At 71.7% G+C, this 17,608-nt stretch carries 16 protein-coding genes; 5 read left to right on the forward strand and 11 right to left on the reverse strand.

All coding sequences use genetic code 11. The features are described from left to right. Positions 1-124 precede the first annotated feature (124 nt). From ACYVMZ_RS24500 to ureA, 5 genes are all read right to left on the reverse strand, one after another. On the reverse strand, positions 125-259 hold the full coding sequence (locus ACYVMZ_RS24500; protein WP_461083110.1) for a hypothetical protein: 135 nt from the start codon (positions 257-259) through the stop codon (positions 125-127). 134 nt (positions 260-393) lie between these two features. Next, on the reverse strand, positions 394-939 hold the full coding sequence (locus tag ACYVMZ_RS24505) for a TetR/AcrR family transcriptional regulator (RefSeq protein ID WP_461083297.1): 546 nt from the start codon (positions 937-939) through the stop codon (positions 394-396). A 149-nt stretch (positions 940-1,088) separates the two neighbouring features. Further along, positions 1,089-2,135: an agmatine deiminase family protein gene (locus ACYVMZ_RS24510; protein WP_461083112.1), complete on the reverse strand. Its 1,047-nt coding sequence runs from the start codon at positions 2,133-2,135 to the stop codon at positions 1,089-1,091. 10 nt (positions 2,136-2,145) lie between these two features. Beyond that, the gene (locus ACYVMZ_RS24515; RefSeq protein WP_461083114.1) at positions 2,146-3,816 is read right to left on the reverse strand and encodes an urease subunit alpha; all 1,671 of its coding nucleotides are present in this window, start codon (positions 3,814-3,816) and stop codon (positions 2,146-2,148) included. Position 3,817: 1 nt separating this feature from the next. Then, complete coding sequence (gene ureA / locus ACYVMZ_RS24520) at positions 3,818-4,495, reverse strand: urease subunit gamma (protein ID WP_461083116.1); 678 nt, start codon at positions 4,493-4,495, stop codon at positions 3,818-3,820. 138 nt (positions 4,496-4,633) lie between these two features. On the opposite strand from ureA, the gene ACYVMZ_RS24525 reads away from it, so the two are divergent. Next, the gene (locus tag ACYVMZ_RS24525; RefSeq protein WP_461083118.1) at positions 4,634-6,079 is read left to right on the forward strand and encodes a cytosine permease; all 1,446 of its coding nucleotides are present in this window, start codon (positions 4,634-4,636) and stop codon (positions 6,077-6,079) included. On the opposite strand, the gene ACYVMZ_RS24530 is transcribed toward ACYVMZ_RS24525, so the two are convergent. Then, positions 6,076-7,164: a branched-chain amino acid aminotransferase gene (locus tag ACYVMZ_RS24530; RefSeq protein ID WP_461083120.1), complete on the reverse strand. Its 1,089-nt coding sequence runs from the start codon at positions 7,162-7,164 to the stop codon at positions 6,076-6,078. The genes ACYVMZ_RS24525 and ACYVMZ_RS24530 overlap by 4 nt on opposite strands. A gap of 282 nt (positions 7,165-7,446) precedes the next feature. After that, positions 7,447-8,490: a 3-isopropylmalate dehydrogenase gene (locus ACYVMZ_RS24535; protein ID WP_461083122.1), complete on the reverse strand. Its 1,044-nt coding sequence runs from the start codon at positions 8,488-8,490 to the stop codon at positions 7,447-7,449. 132 nt (positions 8,491-8,622) lie between these two features. Between ACYVMZ_RS24535 and ACYVMZ_RS24540 the strand changes: the two genes are divergently transcribed. Continuing rightward, positions 8,623-10,194 carry a purple acid phosphatase family protein gene (locus tag ACYVMZ_RS24540; protein WP_461083124.1) on the forward strand — a complete coding sequence of 524 codons (1,572 nt, stop codon included), beginning with the start codon at positions 8,623-8,625 and terminating at the stop codon, positions 10,192-10,194. 84 nt (positions 10,195-10,278) lie between these two features. On the opposite strand, the gene ACYVMZ_RS24545 is transcribed toward ACYVMZ_RS24540, so the two are convergent. Beyond that, positions 10,279-10,410, reverse strand: coding sequence for a hypothetical protein (locus ACYVMZ_RS24545; protein WP_461083126.1), 132 nt, complete (start codon positions 10,408-10,410; stop codon positions 10,279-10,281). 247 nt (positions 10,411-10,657) lie between these two features. After that, positions 10,658-11,200 (reverse strand): GNAT family N-acetyltransferase, encoded by a 543-nt coding sequence (locus tag ACYVMZ_RS24550; protein WP_461083128.1) that lies wholly within the window; start codon positions 11,198-11,200, stop codon positions 10,658-10,660. Between the two features lie 52 nt (positions 11,201-11,252). Between ACYVMZ_RS24550 and ACYVMZ_RS24555 the strand changes: the two genes are divergently transcribed. Together ACYVMZ_RS24555 and ACYVMZ_RS24560 are read left to right on the forward strand one after the other, a co-directional pair. Then, the gene (locus ACYVMZ_RS24555) at positions 11,253-12,209 is read left to right on the forward strand and encodes an NADP-dependent oxidoreductase (protein ID WP_461083130.1); all 957 of its coding nucleotides are present in this window, start codon (positions 11,253-11,255) and stop codon (positions 12,207-12,209) included. A gap of 111 nt (positions 12,210-12,320) precedes the next feature. Then, the gene (locus ACYVMZ_RS24560) at positions 12,321-13,187 is read left to right on the forward strand and encodes an alpha/beta fold hydrolase (RefSeq protein WP_461083132.1); all 867 of its coding nucleotides are present in this window, start codon (positions 12,321-12,323) and stop codon (positions 13,185-13,187) included. 278 nt (positions 13,188-13,465) lie between these two features. On the opposite strand, the gene pruA is transcribed toward ACYVMZ_RS24560, so the two are convergent. Together pruA and ACYVMZ_RS24570 are read right to left on the reverse strand one after the other, a co-directional pair. Next, entirely contained in the window at positions 13,466-15,097 is a 1,632-nt protein-coding gene (gene pruA / locus ACYVMZ_RS24565) for an L-glutamate gamma-semialdehyde dehydrogenase (protein ID WP_461083134.1), read from the reverse strand. A gap of 43 nt (positions 15,098-15,140) precedes the next feature. After that, positions 15,141-16,067: a proline dehydrogenase family protein gene (locus tag ACYVMZ_RS24570; protein ID WP_461083136.1), complete on the reverse strand. Its 927-nt coding sequence runs from the start codon at positions 16,065-16,067 to the stop codon at positions 15,141-15,143. A gap of 169 nt (positions 16,068-16,236) precedes the next feature. Between ACYVMZ_RS24570 and ACYVMZ_RS24575 the strand changes: the two genes are divergently transcribed. Beyond that, complete coding sequence (locus tag ACYVMZ_RS24575) at positions 16,237-17,505, forward strand: PucR family transcriptional regulator (RefSeq protein ID WP_461083138.1); 1,269 nt, start codon at positions 16,237-16,239, stop codon at positions 17,503-17,505. Positions 17,506-17,608: the final 103 nt, after the last annotated feature.

Consider the following 17,608-nt stretch of genomic DNA (forward strand, 5'->3'; position numbering starts at 1 on the left):
GTGACGGTCACTGCGGACCGGCGCGCCTGCTGCCAATAATCGTGGCGAACGAGAGCACGGAGGCAGTCTGGCACAACCTGCCCCCGTGCTCACCGTCCGTCTCAGGATGCGAGCAGCTGCGTGATCATCGCAGGTGGCGGACGATGCCGTCGCGGCTTGCGTCGGTGTCGCCCGGGGCGAGCCGGGCGGAGTCGCCGCCGAGGCCGACGTGCCTGCCTCCAGCGCTCACCGAGGAGACCGCCACGGCGGCGTTGGTCACGGACCCTCCGGCGACGGACGCGCTGACCAGACGGGTGGTGCCGGTGCGCAGGTCGCGGAGGTGGACGTCGACCGGCCCGAGCCACCCGTCCGCCGGCCGCGGCTCCGGTTCCGGCTCCGGTAGGTGACGTGCGCTCAGGTGTCCGCGAGGAGGCTGTCCGTCAGGAAGTCCCGTACGTGGCCGAGGACTTGTGCCCGGTCCGTGCCGCGCAGGCCGATCGCCACGTGGATGGAGAAGCCGTCCAGGAGCGCCCGCAGGCGGGCGGCGAAGCGGTCCGGGTCGACGGCCCGGAACTCGCCGCGGGAGATGCCCTCGGCGAGCAGGGCGACCAGGTCTCGGTGCCAGGCGCCCTCGATGGCGGCCTGCCGGTCGCGGGCGTCGTCGTCGGCGTTCTTCGAGCGGTTCCAGACCTCCAGCCACAGGGTCCAGTGCGGGTCGCCGTGGCCGTCGGGGACGTACAGGTCGACGTAGGCGTCGAGGCGTTCGCGGGCCGTGGCGGGGCGGGTGAGCAGGCGGCCGCGTTCGGCGCCGAGGCGGCCCTCGCTCCACTCCAGGGTCTGCAGCAGCAGTTCGTCCTTGGAGTGGAAGTAATAGAGGAGATGGCCGCTGCTCATGCCGACCTCGCGGCCCAGCGCCGCCATGGTGAGCTGCTCCAGACCGCGCTCGGCGATCATCTCCATGGCGGTGGCGAGGACGTCCTCGCGGGGCGGGGCGGTGTTGCGCCTGCGGGTCACGCGCCGGCCTCCCCGGGCATCGCGTCGAGGACCCGGACGGGCTCGGTCAGGCGGCGACCGCAGGCCGCGCGGAGCAGTACGTTCACCCGTACGTTCTACCTGACGCCGGCCTTCGGCTGCTGCTGCGTGATGCAGTGGATGCCGCCCCCGCCGGCGAAGATCGTCCGGGCGTCCACCAGGGTCACCGTCCGCTCGGGGAAGAGACGGCGGAAGATGCCGGCCGCGAGTTCGTCGCGCGGGTCGTCGAAGCCGCACAGCACGACGCCGCCGTTGCAGACGTAGTGGTTGATGTACGAGTAGTCGGCCCAGTGGCCGTCGGCCTCCAGGACGGTCGGGGCGGGGACCTCGACGACCTCCAGGCGGCGGCCCCGCGCGTCCGTCTGCGCCTTCAGCAGGCCGATGACCTCCTTGGTCACCTCGTGGTCGGGGTGGGCCGGGTCCGGCTGCGCGTGCGCGACCACCACTCCGGGGCGGGCGAAGGCGGCGACGATGTCGACGTGGCCGAGGGTGCCGTAGCCGTACGGGGGGTAGTCGCCGGTCAGGCCGCGCGGCAGCCAGATCGCCTTGCGGGTGCCCAGATGGGCGTGGATCTCCGCCTCGACCTGCTCCTTCGTCCAGCCGGGGTTGCGCTCGGGGCCGAGCTGCACGGTCTCGGTCAGCAGGACGGTCCCCTCGCCGTCGACGTGGATCCCGCCGCCCTCGTTCACGAGCCGCGAGGTGTACGTCCGCGCCCCCGCGAGGTCCGAGACGTGCGCGGCGATCTTGGCGTCGTGCTCCCAGCGGGCCCAGTCCTGGGCGCCCCAGCCGTTGAACGTCCAGTCGACGGCGGCCAGTTCATGCCCGTTCGTCAGGAACGTGGGCCCGATGTCGCGCATCCAGGCGTCGTCGAGGTCGCGTTCCACGGTCTCGACGCCCTCGCCCAGCAGGCCCCGCGCCTCGGCCGACTGTCCGGGGCCGCACACCACCGTCACCGGCTCGAAGCGGCGGACCGCCCGGGCCACCGCGGCCCAGGCGATACGGGCGGCGGCCAGGTCCTCGGCGTCGTCGAAGGTGGGGTTGGGGCCCGGCCACGCCATCCAGGTGCGCTCGTGCGGGGCCCACTCGGCGGGCATGCGGAAGCCGTCGGCGGCAGGCGTGTTCATGGCGGGGTCCTTAGAGGAAGTACAGGCGGTTGAGGGAGACGGACTCGGCGGGCTCGGAGCGCAGCGGTTCGCCGTCGAGGGTGACCAGGCCGGTGCGCTGGTCGACGTCGACGCTTCCGGTACGGGAGTTGAGGCGCAGGTCGGCCGGGCCGATGCCGCGGGTGCCGCGCACGGCGACCCTGCGGCGGCGGGTCGGCATCGTGTCGTTGCCCTGGTCGAGCGCGGCCTGCGCGACGAAGGCGACGGAGATGTCGGCCGGGGTGGCGCCGTGCGCGCCGAACTGCGGCCCCAGCACCAGGGGTTCGCACGTGTCCGTCGCCGCGTTGGGGTCGCCGACCACGCCGTACGCCGGGAAGCCGGCCTTGAGGACGAGCTGCGGCTTGGCGCCGAAGTACTCCGGCCGCCACAGCACGATGTCGGCGAGCTTGCCGACCTCGATGGAGCCGACCTCGTGCGCGAGGCCGTGCGCGAGGGCGGGGTTGATGGTCAGCTTGGCGATGTAGCGCAGGACCCGTTCGTTGTCGTGGTCGTCGGGGGCGCCGAACTCGGCCTTCATCTTCCCGGCCATGGCGAAGGTGCGGCGGACCGTCTCCCCGGCCCGCCCCATGCCCTGCGCGTCCGACGAGGTGATGCCGATCGCGCCCAGGTCGTGCAGCACGTCCTCGGCGCCCATGGTCCCGGCGCGGATGCGGTCGCGGGCCATGGCGGCGTCGCCCGGCAGGTCGGTCTTCAGGTCGTGGACGGAGACGATCATGCCGTAGTGCTCGGCGACGGCGTCCCGGCCGAAGGGCAGGGTGGGGTTGGTGGAGGAGCCGATGACGTTCGGCACGCCCGCCATCTTCAGGACGTTCGGCACATGTCCGCCGCCGCAGCCCTCGATGTGGAAGGCGTGAATGGTGCGGCCCTCGAGGACGCGCAGGGTGTCCTCGACGGACAGGCACTCGTTCAACCCGTCGCTGTGCAGGGCGACTTGGACATCGTGCTCCTCGGCGACGCGCAGCGCGGTGTCCAGCGCACGCGTGTGCGCGCCCATGTCCTCGTGCACCTTGAAGCCGGACGCGCCGCCCTCGGCCAGCGCCTCGATCAGCGGGGCCGCGTGCGACGACGAACCCCGCCCGAGGAAGCCGATGTTGACGGGCCACGCGTCGAAGGCGTTGAACGCGTGCCGCAGCGCCCACGGCGAGTTGACGCCGACGCCCCACACCGGCCCGAACTCCTGCCCGATGATCGTGGTCACCCCGGACGCCAGCGAGGCCTCCATGATCCGTGGCGACAGCAGGTGGACGTGGGTGTCGACGGCCCCGGCGGTGGCGATCAGGCCCTCGCCGGACACGATCGACGTGCCGGTGCCGACCACGACGTCCACGCCGTCGAGGGTGTCGGGGTTCCCGGCCCGCCCGATCGAGCAGATCCGGCCCTCCCTGATCCCGATGGACACCTTCCGGACGCCCTGCACGGCGTCGATCACGACGACGTTGCTGATGACGACGTCACAGGTCTCCCGGACGGCCGCCGCCTTCAGGTGCAGCCCGTCGCGGGCGGTCTTGCCGAACCCGGCGAGGAACTCGTCGCCGTACCGCTGGGCATCGGACTCGACACGGATCACCAGACCCGAGTCACCGAGCCGGACACGGTCGCCGGCCCGAGGGCCGTGCACCGAGGCGTACTCATGAGGATCCATCTCACGCTCCCAGATATCCGCAGGCCACAGCCCTGCGCAGGGCCTCTTCCCGCGCGCCCGGCGCGTCCAGCGGCCCGTCGACGAGCCCCGCGAACCCGATCGCGACCCGCTCGCCCCCGATCGGCACCAGCCCGACCTCGACGCGCTCGCCGGGCCCGAAACGGACGGAGGATCCGGCGGGGACGGCGAGCCGCATCCCGTAGGCCCGGCCGCGGTCGAAGTCGAGCCGCGGGTTGGCCTCGAAGAAGTGGAAGTGGGAGGTGACCGAGACAGGGACGGTCGCGGTGTTCGTGACCGTCAGCCGCACCGCCGCCTCGGGCTCGGCGTGCTCCGGCCCCGGCAGCAGCGCACCCGGGCCCCGCTCCCCCAGCCCGCCGCCGGTGATCGGGTCGGAGACGACCGCGAGCCGCGAACCGTCGTCGAAGACGGCCTCGACGTGCACCTCGGTGACCACGTCCGCGACACCCGGCAGGACGTCGTCCGGTCCGAGCACCGACCGGGCGCGCTCGATCGCCTCGGCCAGCCGGGCGCCGTCGCGGGCGGCCTCGCACACGGTGTCCGCGATGAGCGCGGTCGCCTCGGGGACGTTCAGCCTGAGCCCTCTGGCCCGGCGGGCGCGGGCCAGTTCGGCGGCTCCGAAGAGCAGCAGCCGGTCACGTTCCGTGGGGGTCAGTCTCATGACGCGGGCACCTCCTTGCCTCCCACACATTAGAGCATCACTCTAACCTCGGATTCTTTCGGCGGAACCATTGACGAGCGAGCGCGGGCAACACCAGATTGAACGGCGCTCTAATTTCCGAGGCGAAGGAGACCGGCCATGCCGATAGAACAGCGCGGAGTCGACACCATCCCCGAGGAGGAGCGCACGAGCGGGCCACGCGATCTCGTGTCGATCCTGCTGGGCTCCAACCTCTGCCTGGGCGTGATCGTCTTCGGCTGGCTGCCGCCGTCCTTCGGACTGGACTGGTGGGCGTCGGTCAGCGCGGTCGTCGTCGGCACGGTGGCGGGCACGGCCCTGACGGCCCCGCTGGCGCTGATCTCGCTGCGCACGGCGACCAACCTGTCCACGTCCTCCGGCGCCCAGTTCGGCGTGCGCGGCCGGCTCGTCGGCTCGGTGGTCGGGCTGCTGCTGGCACTCGGTTACACCGCGCTGACCGTGTGGATCGGCGGCGACGTGATGGTGAGCGTGCTGGGCCGGCTGGTCGGGCTGCCGGCGAGCGGAGTGTCGTACGGCCTCGTCTACGGGCTGCTCGCGGCGGCGACGGTCGCGGGCGCGGTGTACGGCTACCGGGTGCTGCTCGCGATGTCCCGCGTCCTGGCGTTCGGGATGACGGCCCTGCTGGTGCTGGGGCTGATCGCGTACGCCCCGGACTTCACGACCGGTGCGCTGCCGGAGGCGGGCGGCTATCTGCTGGGCGGGTTCTGGCCGACCTGGTTCCTGGCGATGGTGGCCGCCGGGCTGTCCGGCCCGGTCGCCTTCATCACCCTCCTCGGCGACTACACCCGCTACATCTCCCCGGCCCGCCACTCCTCCCGCCGCGTCCTGCACGCGACCTGGCTGGGCCTGATGCTGGGGCTGCTGGTGCCGCAGCTGTTCGGCACGTTCACGTCGTACGCGGCCCGTGCGGCCCTCGACTACGCGGACCCGCTGGTCGACGCGGCCCCCGCCTGGTACCTGGTCCCGCTGCTGCTCGCGGCCTCCGCGGGCTCGGTCGGCAACGCGGGGCTGATGCTGTACTCGATGGGCCTCGACCTGGACGCCATCGTGCCGCGCGTCTCCCGCGCCACGGCCACGTACACGGTCGCCGTGGTGGCCACGGCCTGCGTCTTCGCCGGCCACTACGCGTCCAGCGCCCAGGAGGCGATGACGTCGTTCGTACTGCTGCTGACGGCGATCGGCACCCCGTGGGCGGTCATCACCCTCATCGGCTTCGCCCGCTGCCGCGGGGTGTACGACGCCGACGCGCTCCAGGTCTTCAACCGCCGTTCGCGGGGCGGGATCTACTGGTACACGGCCGGCTGGAACATCCCCGCCACGGTGTCCTGGGCGCTCGGCGCACTGGTCGGCCTGCTCGCGGTGGCCCTGCCGTCGTACGAGGGTCCGCTGCTGGCGTGGACCGGCGGGGTGGACTGCAGCTTCCTGCTGTCGGGGGCCGTCGGCGGGGTGGTCTACCTGCTGCTGACGCCCGCCCGGGAACGCGCCGGGGCCGCCGCGGACACCGAGTCCGGGGCGGCCCTGAGCGTCAGCGGCGGCGAAGGCTAACCCAGCTTGTGCATCCAGCCGTGCTTGTCCTCGGCCGTGCCGCGCTGGATGTCGAGGAGGGCCTGGCGCAGGCGCAGGGTGACCTCGCCGGGCTCGCCGCCCGACTGCTGCCACTCGGCGCCGGCCCGCTTGACCGTGCCGACCGGGGTGATGACGGCGGCCGTGCCGCAGGCGAAGACCTCGGTGAGGGTGCCGTTCTCCGAGTCGCGCTGCCACTGGTCGACGGAGACACGGCCCTCCTCGGCCTCGTAGCCGAGGTCGCGGGCGACGGTGAGGAGGGAGTCGCGGGTGACGCCCTCCAGGATGGAGCCGGTCAGCGACGGCGTGACGATCTTGTCGCCGTAGACGAAGTACAGGTTCATGCCGCCGAGCTCCTCGACCCACCGGTGCTCCACGGCGTCGAGGTAGCAGACCTGGTCGCAGCCCTTGGTGGCGGCCTCGGCCTGGGCGAGCAGGGAGGCCGCGTAGTTGCCGCCGGTCTTGGCGTCGCCCATGCCGCCGGGGACGGCGCGGACGCGGTCCTCGGAGACCCAGATGGAGACCGGCTTGACGCCGCCCGGGAAGTAGGCGCCGGCCGGGGAGGCGATGACCAGGAACAGGTACTCGTTGGCGGGCTTCACACCCAGCCCGACCTCGGTGGCGATCATGAACGGGCGCAGGTAGAGGGACTGCTCGCCGCCGTGCGCCGGCACCCACGCCTTGTCCTGCTTCACCAGGGCGTCGCACGCCTCGATGAACGTCTCGACCGGCAGCTCGGGCATCGCCAGGCGGCGCGCGGAGCGCTGGAAGCGCTCGGCGTTCTTCTCCGGGCGGAAGGTCGCGACCGAGCCGTCGGGCTGGCGGTAGGCCTTCAGGCCCTCGAAGATCTCCTGCGCGTAGTGCAGGACCGTGGTGGCCGGGTCGAGGGAGATCGGCGCGTACGGGACGAGCTGTCCGTCGTGCCAGCCCCGGCCTTCCGTCCACTTGATCGTCACCATGTGGTCGGTGAAGTGGCGGCCGAACCCGGGGTTGGCCAGAATCGCCTCGCGCTCTGCGTCGGAGAGCGGGCTGGCGGAGGGCTTGAGCTCGATCGTGGGCGTCGTCATGGGTTGATGTCCTTCACCGGTTGTAGTGACGGGCCGCGCTCACGCCCGTACTGCCAGTGGCCAGTGCTAGGACGTCCGAGCATTCCCTCATTCGGCGGCTCCGCGTTCGATTATCGCAAGCGGAGTCCGCGGAAGAAATCGGCGTGAACGCGGTCCGGATGGTTGATGGTGACACCCGGCGGACACATGGGGAAGCCGCCGGATGCCTGATGACCCGGCGGCTTCGAGTACTTCGAGGAGCCTGGGGGTCCGTCCCCCCAGGCTCGTAAGGCTCTGGGAGGGTCAGCCGGCTACTCGTACGGCGAGCGCGTCGCCGATCTCCGAGGTGCTGCGGGCGGGCTTGCCGCCGCGCTCCGCGAGGTCGGCGGAGACCGCGTCCTCGATGCGGGCGGCCTCGGCCTCGTGGCCGAGGTGGCGCAGCAGCAGGGCGACGGACAGGACCGTGGCGGTGGGGTCGGCCTTGCCCTGGCCGGCGATGTCCGGGGCCGAGCCGTGCACCGGCTCGAACATGGACGGGAACTCGCCGCTCGGGTTGATGTTCCCGGAGGCCGCGACACCGATGCCGCCGGAGACGGCCGCGGCGAGGTCGGTGATGATGTCGCCGAAGAGGTTGTCGGTGACGATCACGTCGAACCGCTCGGGCTGCGTGACGAGGTAGATCGTCGCCGCGTCGACGTGCATGTACTCGGTGGTGACCTCGGGGTACTCCTCGGCCACCTTGTTGAAGATGTTCGTCCACAGGTGACCCGCGAAGGTCAGCACGTTGTTCTTGTGGATCAGCGCCAGCTTCTTGCGCGGGCGGGCCTGGGCGCGGGCGAAGGCGTCGCGCACCACGCGCTCGACACCGAAGGCCGTGTTGACGGAGACCTCGGTGGCGACCTCGTGCGGGGTGCCCTTGCGGATGGTGCCGCCGTTGCCGGTGTACGGGCCCTCGGTACCCTCGCGGACGACGATGAAGTCGATCTCCGGCTGGCCGGCGAGCGGGGTGGCCACACCCGGCAGCAGCTTGCTCGGCCGCAGGTTGACGTGGTGGTCGAAGGCGAAGCGGAGCTTGAGCAGGAAGCCGCGCTCCAGGACGCCGGAGGGGACCGACGGGTCGCCGATGGCACCGAGCAGGATGGCGTCGTGCTTCTTCAGGGCGTCGAGATCGGCGTCGGTGAGGGTCTCACCGGTGGCGTGGTAGCGCTGCGCGCCGAAGTCGTACTCCTTGGTCTCCAGCTTCACATCCTGCGGAAGGACGGCGGAGAGGACTTTGAGACCTTCGGCCACGACCTCCTGGCCGATGCCGTCACCGGGGATCACTGCGAGATTGATGCTGCGAGACATGCCGGGCACCCTACTCCTCGTCCCATGGGATGACACGCATTGTCCGCGATGCGGACAGGCCACGCCAGGGTGTCGGCTGCCGTTCACCCATGCGTGGGGCGGGTGTTGGCGTTCGCTGGGAAGTTCCCTTCCATGGAGATCCCCGACTTCGGCATCCCGCCCCGGCTCGCGCGCCGGATGAGCATGGCGGAGCAGCACGAGTACCTGCGCGCCCGCCTGTCCCGGCGCCGCACGCTGGTGACGGCGGGCATGGTGGCGGGCGGGCTGCTGACCGGCTGTTCCGGTTCGGGACCGGGTGCGAGCGGTACGGCGACCAGGAGTCCGTCACCGGCCACGTCCAAGGCCCCCGGCTCCTTCGTCACCCCCTTCGGCCGGCACCTCGCCTTCGGCGCCGACCCCAGGACGCAGATGCGGATCTCCTGGCAGGTGCCGCTCGCGGTGCGGAAGCCGTACGTCCGCATCGGTCTGCGCCCCGACGACCTGGGCCGCACAGTGGAGGCGGAGCTGCGCGACCTGCACACCCCGGAGCTGAAGGGCGTACGTCCGGCGGTCGAGCAGTACTACCTGCACGCGGCCCTGGACGGCCTGCGGCCCGGCACGACGTACTACTACGGCGTCGGCCACGAGGGCTACGACCCCGCGTCCCCGCAGCACCGGTCGGCCATCCACTCCTTCCGCACGGCACCGGCGAGTCCGCCGGAGCGCTTCGTGTTCACCGCGTTCGGCGACCAGGGGGTCGGCAGGGAGGCGGCGGCCAACAATCCCGTGCTGCTGCGCCAGAACCCGGCCTTCCACCTGCACGCCGGCGACATCTGCTACGCGAACCCCACCGGCAAGGGCAAGGAGTCGGACGCGTTCGACGCCACGCGGTGGGACCTGTTCCTCAAGCAGACCGAGCCGGTGGCGCGTTCGGTGCCCTGGATGGTGACGACCGGCAACCACGACATGGAGGCCTGGTACTCCCCCGACGGCTACGGCGGCCAACTCGCCCGGTTCTCCCTGCCGGACAGCGGCTTCGACCCGCGCACGGCGCCGGGCGTGTACGCGTTCACGTACGGCAACGTCGGCGTGGTCGCGCTGGACGCCAACGACGTGTCGTACGAGATCCCCGCCAACTTCGGCTACACGGAGGGCAGGCAGACCAGGTGGCTGGACCGGACGCTCGGTGAACTGCGGGCGTCGCGGGACGTCGACTTCGTGGTCGTCTTCTTCCACCACTGCGCGTACTCGACGTCGTCGCACGCCTCCGACGGCGGGGTGCGCGCCGCGTGGCTGCCGCTGTTCACGAAGCACCGGGTGGACCTGGTGATCAACGGGCACAACCACGTGTACGAGCGCACCGACGCGATCAAGAACGGCGAGGTCGGCAGGCCGGTGCCCATCGGCGGGTCGACGGATCCCGGGCGGGACGGGATCGTGTACGTCACCGCGGGCGGCGGCGGGAAGGACCTGTACGGCTTTCCGGCGGGCGTGAAGGAGAGCTACGAGGGGAACGTCGCCGACCGCGAGGCGGTGGACACCTTCCGGTGGACGAGGTCACGGCTCGCCAGGGCGGAGTCCGTGGAGTGGTCCCGGGTGCGCTACCGGGGCTTCTCCTTCCTCGCGGTGGAGGCGGTCGGCGGCAGCGCTCCGCGGCTGAAGGTGTCGGCGCTGGCGCAGAGCGGCGAGCGGATCGACCACTTCGAGGTGCGGCGCGGGGCATAGCGCCCCGCACCGCGCCCCGCGGGTGCGGCTCCCGGCAGGTGGGTTTCCGGCAGGTGGGTTTCCGGCAGGTGCGTTTTCCGGCGCTCAGTGGCCGGTCGCGCCGCCGTTGTCCCGGCGGTCGAGAGCGCGCTGGAGGGCGGCGGCGGCCTGCTTGCGGTCGGACTCGCTCGTACGGGAGACGTGACGGACTCGGCGGCGGACGGTCGTCTCGGCCATGGGAAATCGACTCCTTCGAGAACCTGGAGTGCGGAAAAGGGCTGTGAGACGCCGGATGGGGCGGGGAGCGGTGCCGCAGGGGTTGCCTGCACGGGGCCCGGCTCACGACCGCCATTCGCTTGATCGAGCGAGACGTTCGGCTCCTACAAACGTAAGGCAGGCCGGGGCGTCTGTCTCCACAATTACTCGGACTTCCTACTATCTGAGACAGTGCAGTGGCTCACACAGCGCTGAGCTGCGCAGATACTTACAGGACGTCGCCGTCGCGCCAGTCGAAGAGCAGTTCGCGGGCGGGGTCGAGCGGACCGGCGAGGGCGGGGCGGACGTACGTACTGCCCTCCTCCTCCGGCAGGCGGACGATGCCGTCCTCGGGGCTGAGGGCGTGCACCTGGCCGCTCCACAGCTGCCAGCCACGGCCGGTGTAGAGCCGGGCGCCGTCGTCGCTGGCGGAGAGGGCGCCGAGGTCGTAGGCGCGGTCGACGACGCGTTCCAGCTCGGCCATCACCCGGCCGCCGAGTCCGGTGCGGCGCACGTCGGCCCGTACGGCGACGTTCTCGACGTAGCCGAGCCGCAGCCACCGCCCGCGGTGCCGCACCCGGCGCATGACGACCGCCCCGTGCGCGGCGAGCCCGGCGTGGTCCTCGACCAGGGCATGCATGCCGCCGAGGCCGTGGTCCCAGTCCTCGTCGCCGAAGTCGCCGTCGAAGGCGGCGTCCAGGAGGGCACGGACGGCGCGGAGTTCGGCGGGGCTGAGGTCGGCGGTGTGGGCGGTGCGCAGTCGGGTGGTCATCGCCTCAGTATGCGAGCAGGATGGAAGGGTCCGGCTTCGGGAGGGAGACCCGATGACGACGGAACACCCCCGCACCCAGGTGATCACCCAGCACCGCTTCGGCGAACCGGAGGTCCTGGAGCTCGCGGAACGGCCATGTCCGGAGCCCGCCCCCGGTGAGATCCTGCTCCACGTCCACGCGGCCGGCGTCAACCCGGCGGACTGGCTGGCGCGTTCGGGGGCCGCCCCGCTGTACGGCGAGCCGCCGTTCACGCTCGGGCAGGACGTGTCCGGGGTGGTGCAGGCGGTCGGGGCGGGCGTCACGCGGTTCCGGCCCGGCGACGAGGTGTTCGGCCGGGTCGAGGGCGGCGGCCACGCCACGCACGTCACCGCGCCCGCCGGGCACTTCGCCGCCAAGCCGCCCTCACTGGACCACGTCCACGCGGCCGCCGCCCCGACGCCGGCCCTCCTCGCCTGGCAGGCCCTGATCGACATCGCCCGGGTCGGCCCGGGCAGCCGGGTGCTGATCCACGCGGCGGCCTCCGGCAGCGGACACGCGGCGGCCCAGCTGGCCAAGGCGCAGGGCGCGTACGTCATCGGCACCGCACGCGCCGAGGACCACGACTTCCTGCGCGAGCTGGGCGCCGACGAACTCGTCGACGACACGACCACCGACTTCGCCGAAGCCGTGCACGACGTCGACGCCGCCCTGGACCTGATCGGCGGCGACCACGGCCCGCGCACCCTGAACACCCTGCACCCGAACGGCATCCTGCTCTCAGCCGTGCCCGCCGACCTGGGCCTGTCCCCCGAGGACGCGGAGGCCCGCGGCCTGCGCTTCGCCGTCGTCGAGGCGAACCCCTCGGGGGAGCGCCTGACCAAGATCGCCTCCCTGCTCGCCGACCGGCGCATCCGGCTCCACGTGGCGGTGATGCTGCCGTTCGCGGAGGCGGCGAAGGCACATGAGCTGGGGGAGGCGGGGCGCACGAGGGGCGGGATCGTGCTGGTGGCACCCCACCTGACCGCCTAACCGCCTAACCGCCTAACCGCCTAAAGCAGCTTGACCGGTTGCAGGCATCCGTGATGCACTCACCACCGCAACCACCAAAGTGCGATTCACGGGTTAGAAGGGACGCCGGTCATGCCCACCCACCACCGCACCACCACGGTCCGCGGCCACGAGGTGTACTACCGCGAGGCGGGCCCGGCCGACGCCCCGGTCCTGCTGCTCCTGCACGGCTTCCCGACCAGTTCGCACATGTTCCGCGACCTGATCCCGCTCCTCGCCCATCGGTACCGGCTGATCGCCCCCGACCACATCGGCTTCGGCCGCTCGGCGACCCCCGCCCCGGCGGAGTTCCCGTACACCTTCGACGAACTGGCCGCCGTCACCGGGGAGTTCACCGAGCAGCTGGGCCTGACGGAGTTCGCCCTGTACATCCAGGACTACGGCGCCCCCATCGGCCTGCGCCTCGCCCTCGCCCACCCGGAGCGCGTGAGCGCGATCGTCACGCAGAACGGCAACGCCTACGAGGAGGGGCTGGGGCAGGAGGCCTGGGCGCCGGTGCTCGCGCTGCTCGCCGGGCGGACGCCCCAGACCGAGGCGCCGGTACGCGAGATCTACACCCTCGACGGCATCAAGTGGCAGTACCTGCACGGCGTTCCGGACCCGACCCTGGTCAGCCCGGACGCGTACGAACACGACGCGGCGCTGCTCGCCCGCCCCGGCCAGACGGAGATCCAGCTGGCCCTGATCTCCGACTACGGCGCCAACTTCGCCCTCTACCCGGCCTTCCAGGACTACTTCCGCACCAGCCAGGTCCCGCTCCTGGCCACCTGGGGCGCCCACGACGAGATCTTCGTCCCGGCCGGCGCGCTCGCCTTCCAGCGGGACCTGCCGAATGCGGAGGTGCACCTGCTGCCCACGGGGCACTTCGCGCTGGAGACGCACGCGGACCGGATCGCGTCGCTGATCGGCGACTTCCTCGGCCGGCACGTCAGCCCGTGAGGGCCCCTGCCACCGCCCCTCCCGGAAGCCCTCGGGGTGCTCGACCCGCGGCAGGTGCCCGGCCTCCTGGAACACCACCCGGGTCACGCGCGGCAGGGCCCGCTCCAGCGAGTCCACCGCGGAACGCGGCCGGATGTCCCGTGCGCCGTCGACGACGAGCACCGGCACGTCGTCCCGGACTTCGAACTCGGTCTTCGCCCCGGTCATGACGGCAGTCCGTCCGGCGGACACGCGGACGGGCCAGGTCGCACGACCTGGCCCGTCATCGCCCGGGGGTCTCAGCCCATGTGCGGGTAGGTGTAGTCGGTCGGCGGGACCAGCGTCTCCTTGATGGCGCGGGTCAGGGTCCAGCGCTGCAGGTTCTGCGGGGCGCCGGCCTTGTCGTTGGTGCCGGAGCCGCGGCCGCCGCCGAAGGGCTGCTGGCCGACGACGGCGCCGGTCGACTTGTCGTTGATGTAGAAGTTGCCGGCCGCGTAGCGCAGCTTCTCGGCCGTGTAGGCCGCCGCCGCACGGTCGTTCGCGATCACCGAGCCGGTCAGCGCGTAGTCCGCCACCGACTCCATCTGCGTCAGCATCTCCTCGTACTTGTCGTCCTCGTAGACGTGCACGGCGAGGACCGGGCCGAAGTACTCGGTGCGGAAGACCTCGTTGTCCGGGTCGGTGCACTCGATGACGGTCGGGCGGACGAAGTAGCCGACCGAGTCGTCGTAGGAGCCGCCCGCGACGATCGTGCAGGCCGGGTCCTCCTTGGCGCGGTCGATGGCGGCCTTGTTCTTGGCGAAGGCACGCTCGTCGATGACGGCGCCGATGAAGTTGGACAGGTCGGTGACGTCGCCCATCTTGATGCCGTCGACCTCGGCGGCGAACTCCTCCTTGAAGCCGGAGTTCCAGATCGACGCCGGGATGTACGCCCGGGAGGTGGCCGAGCACTTCTGGCCCTGGTACTCGAAGGCACCGCGGGTCAGGGCCGTCTTCAGCACGGCGGGGTCGGCGCTCGGGTGGGCGACGAGGAAGTCCTTGCCGCCGGTCTCGCCGACGATGCGCGGGTACGAGCGGTACTTCTCGATGTTGGCGCCGACCGTCTTCCACAGGTACTGGAAGGTCTTGGTCGAGCCTGTGAAGTGGATGCCGGCGAGGTCGCGGTGCTCCAGGGCGACCTCGGAGACCTCGATGCCGTCACCGGTGAGAAGGTTGATGACGCCCTTGGGCAGGCCCGCCTCCTCCAGCAGCCGCATGAGGAGGACGGCCGCGTGGGTCTGGGTCGGCGACGGCTTCCAGACGACCACGTTGCCCATCAGGGCCGGGGCCGTCGGCAGGTTGCCCGCGATGGCGCTGAAGTTGAACGGCGTGATCGCGTAGACGAAGCCCTCCAGCGGCCGGTGGTCGAGGCGGTTCCAGACGCCCGGGGAGTTGGCCGGGGGCTGCTCGGCCAGGATCTGGCGGGCGTAGTGGACGTTGAAGCGCCAGAAGTCGACCAGCTCGCAGGGGGTGTCGATCTCGGCCTGCTGGGCGGTCTTGGACTGGCCGAGCATGGTGGAGGCGGCCAGCGTCTCGCGCCACGGGCCCGCCAGCAGCTCGGCGGCGCGCAGGATGATCGCCGCGCGGTCGTCGAAGGACATGGCGCGCCAGGCGGGCGCGGCGGCCAGGGCCGCGTCGATGGCGTCCTGGGCGTCCTGCCGGGTGGCGTTGCGGTACGTGCCGAGCACGGCCTTGTGGTTGTGCGGCTGGACGACCTCGAAGGCCTCGCCGCCGCCCATCCGCTTCTCCCCGCCGATGGTGCAGGGCAGGTCGATCGGGTTCTCGGCCAGCTCCTTCAGCTTGGCCTCCAGCCGGGCGCGCTCGGGCGAGCCGGGGGCGTAGCCGTGCACCGGCTCGTTGACGGGGGTGGGGACCTGGGTCACAGCGTCCATGGGTTCCGTAACTCCTTAGTGAGCGGTGAGCGGTGTGTCGGGCTCAGCCCTTGGTGAGGATCGAGCGTGCGAAGAAGCGGAGGTTCGCCGGCTTCTCCGCGAGGCGGCGCATGAAGTAGCCGTACCAGTCGGTGCCGTACGCCGTGTACACGCGCACGCGGTGGCCCTCGGCGGCGAGCCGCAGCTGCTCGTCGGTGCGGATGCCGTACAGCATCTGGAACTCGTACTCGTCCAGTTTGCGCCCGGCGCGGTGGGCGAGCTCCTGGCCGATGGAGATCAGCCGCGGGTCGTGGGACCCGATCATCGGGTACCCCTCGCCGTCCATCAGCGTCCGCAGGATGCGCACGTACGCCTTGTCGGTCTCGTGCTTGTCCTGGTACGCGACGGACGCGGGCTCCTTGTACGCACCCTTGACCAGCCGCACCCGGCTGCCGTCGGCCGCGAGGCGGCGGGCGTCGGCCTCGGTGCGGAACAGGTAGGCCTGGATGACGCAGCCGGTCTGTGGGAAGTCCTTCCGCAGCTCCTCGTGGATGGCGAACATCGAGTCGAGGGTGGTGTGGTCCTCCGCGTCCAGGGTGACCGTGGTGCCGATCTCGGCGGCGGCCTCGACGACCGGGCGGACGTTCTTCAGCGCCAGCTCGTGGCCGTCGGGGAGGGCCTGCCCGAACATCGACAGCTTCACCGACAGCTCGGCGCGGGGGCCGAGCTCCAGCGGCTTGAGCCGGTCGATCAGCTCCAGGTACGCGTCGCGGGCGGCGGCGGCCTGCCCGGGGGTGGTGATGTCCTCGCCGACGACGTCCATCGTCAGCTCCAGGCCCCGGCCGGTCAGCTCCTGGATGACCGGCAGGATCTCGTCGACCGTCTCGCCGGGGATGAAGCGGTCGACGACCTGCCTGGTTCCCGGGGCCGCCGAGATCAGGCGTCGCATCCGGTCGCTGCGCGACGCGGCGAGAATCACGGGACCCAGCACGGGGCACCTCCACAGACAAGCAGCAGATGGCCGAACCCCGAAGGTGATGTTCCGGGTACGGCACGGAGAACCACCGTGAAACCTAAGGATCCCTCCGATCGTCGGCCATCGACAGCTGTCACGCATCCGTGCCGCAGATCTCAGACAGATGTATGAAGGCCGCGCGGTCATGGGGGAGAATGCCCGGGTGACGTCGGATGGTGCACCTTTTAACTACGCGGGCGACTATCAGGAGCTGGTCGACGAGATCTCGGAGCTGCTCGGCGCACCGGCCACGCTGGAGAACCGCGACTTCGAGCTGATCGCCTTCGGCGCGTACGACAGTGAGGGCGACCTCGATCCGTCGGCGCTGGACCCGGTGCGCACCCGCTCGATCCTGACCCGCCGCTCGACGGCCGCGGTCCGCGCCTGGTTCGAGGGCTTCGGCATCACGCGGGCCATCGGCCCGGTCCGTATCCCGCCGTCGCAGGAGGCCGGGGTGTACCGGGGCCGTATCTGCCTCCCGGTACGCCATCGCGGTGTCGTCCACGGCTACGTCTGGCTGCTGGACGGCGACCCGGGGCCGAGCGAGCGGCAACTGGAGGCCGCCATGCGGGTCACGGCCCGGATCGGCGCGCTGCTCGCCGACGAGGCGCAGCACGGCGCGGATCTCAGCAGGGAGCTGCGGGCGGTTCTCACCGCCGAGCGCGACTGGCAGCGGGACATGGCGATCGCCGAGCTGCGCACCGCCCTCGGGGCGCGTGCCGACGGGCTTCACACGGTGGTGTGCGTGGCGCCCTGGCCCTCGGCCGACCCGGACGACGCCCCGTCGGTCCGTACGGTGCCGGGGGCGACGGCACTGTGCACGGTGCCGTGGGCTACGACGGGCCAGTGCCTGGCACTGCTGATGCGGCTGCGATCGACGGACGTACTGACCCCGGCGATCTCGGCGGCTTCGCGGCTGCTGGAGCGGGCACGCCCCGGCATCCCGGCCGGACCGGCCGGCCGGTCAGCCAACAGCACCGACCCCACAGCTGCCGGAAGCACCGCCGCAGCCGCCGGAATCGCCGCCCCCCGCACCGGCCTCGCCGACCTGGGCGCGGCCTGGCGCGAGGCGTCCGCGGCGGCGCGCGCGGCCCTGGCCGAGCCCCGGTTCGGCCCGGTCGCCGAGTGGACGTCGATCGGCCCGTTCCGCCTCCTCACGGCCCTGCCCCCGCAGGCCGCCCACGACCCCGCCGTCCGCGCCCTCCTCTCCCCCGCGCACCGCGAACTCGCCCGCACCGCCGAGGTGTACCTCGACTGCGCCGGCCAGGCCGGCCGCACCGCCGCCGAACTGGGCATCCACCGCCAAACCCTGTACTACCGCCTCTCCCGCGTCGAGAAGCTCACGGGCCTGGACCTGGACGACGGGGAGGACCGGCTGCTGCTGCACATGGCGCTCAAGGGGGCGCGGCTGTGACCGGACCGGTGTGATCCAGTCGGCCCGGTCGGCGCTTCTGAAAACGATTGTCATCATGCTACGGTCGTGGCGCGTTCAACCTTTAACCACCCTTTACGGAGTG

The organism is Streptomyces deserti (assembly GCF_054782695.1).